We start from the raw sequence: 1,398 nt of genomic DNA, 5'->3' as shown, positions 1-1,398 counted from the left end.
CTTGAGTATTTGCATATTCTTTATATGCTTTTGCATGAAGCTCCGCCATGCTCTCTTTCTTCATTTTTTTTAGTAGAGCGTCGATATTGTCATGGCGTAAATGCAATCGGAACTCTGACCTTGTAGTCCAATCTTTTTGATCCAAGACATCTAACTGCACAGAGGCAAGAATGATCTTATAGATTTGTTCATTCTGCTGAGCGAAAGGATTTTCAGACAAACCTTTAAGTTCAGGAATATCTAAAAAGAGCCAAGGAGAGGCAGCATATTCATAGAACTTTTGTTCGATGCGACGAATTGACTCATGAGCGAGCACGGCATTTAAATATTCGTTCAGCTTAGTCTCATCGAGTTTACCAACAAGTTCCGATTTAATCGTTTCTTCGCCGTTACTATAAATAAATGTCTGTAATAAATGAACAATATCAAGACAATCACTGGTTTTTAAGTGGGCGAGTGTTTCTTCATCTTGCTTTGGTAAAAGACTAAGGAAATGCTCTAAGTCTTTATCAAATAATTTATATGCAATCGCATCTGTTTCAACATGAGCACCGAGCACCCAACTAGAACGGATATCTTTAACTTTGTTGTATAGCTTATTCTCTCGACCACTGCGATAGTCGTGGCTGTCAAAATACCAAAGTTCTTCTTCTATGTTTTTAACCTTGTCATGTACCGTAAATTCTCGATCGGCGGTATGAGAGTAAGCTATCTTACCCGTTTCTCCAAGTGAACTTACACCATCTTGTAAACCATGGATTTGTCCACCGTATGCGCTTGCGATACACGCACCTGTTTCTTTGTTAACGATTCTAAAGTTTCCACCTGGAAATCCATTAGCCATGATGAGTTGCTCCTTATAATTAGAAAGTTTTTGTAATAGTCGAAATTTATAGTTATTAGGCAAATTTCGAAGCGTGATTTATACCATAATTTTTCACATATAAATCCAAGTGTTTTTGTTGGTTTTTGTATATAACATATTGATTTAGTTGTATTTATTAGAATATCTTAAGAAGGGGTTCCACTATTTTCTAAAGTTTCATGAACGTAATAAAAAAGTCCAGTATGTATTTCAAAGACATATCAGGCTTTTTAATAGATGAATTATCAAAACAAAGGTGACTTTCATAACACGATATTTTTAAATTATTCTACAGTTACTGACTTAGCCAAGTTACATGATCGGGTAACATCTCTCTATATATTTATATAGACTGTTAAATTAGAATTAACGATTAATCTATTTTATTAACTAAATATATAAAACCTGATTTTATATTTTAAATTTTATTAAAAGCTATAAATATAAAATAAGGAAAATATTATATAAACATTAATTAAATTATTATATTTAAACTTTTTCATTAAAATAAATTGACGTTCTTTATTATACCG

General features: G+C 32.2%; 1 protein-coding gene. It reads right to left on the bottom strand.

The window, feature by feature from the left end; genetic code table 11:
- A partial coding sequence (locus tag UC75_RS10660; RefSeq protein WP_228137271.1) for a hypothetical protein occupies nt 1-844 on the bottom strand: 844 nt, incomplete at its 3' end.
- Nucleotides 845-1,398: the final 554 nt, after the last annotated feature.

Origin of the sequence: Acinetobacter sp. V2 (assembly GCF_001188385.1) — a bacterium.
Classification (GTDB): domain Bacteria; phylum Pseudomonadota; class Gammaproteobacteria; order Pseudomonadales; family Moraxellaceae; genus Acinetobacter; species Acinetobacter oleivorans.
The sequence above is the reverse complement of the archived record's forward strand: the minus strand, read 5'-3'. Positions and strand labels throughout refer to the sequence as shown.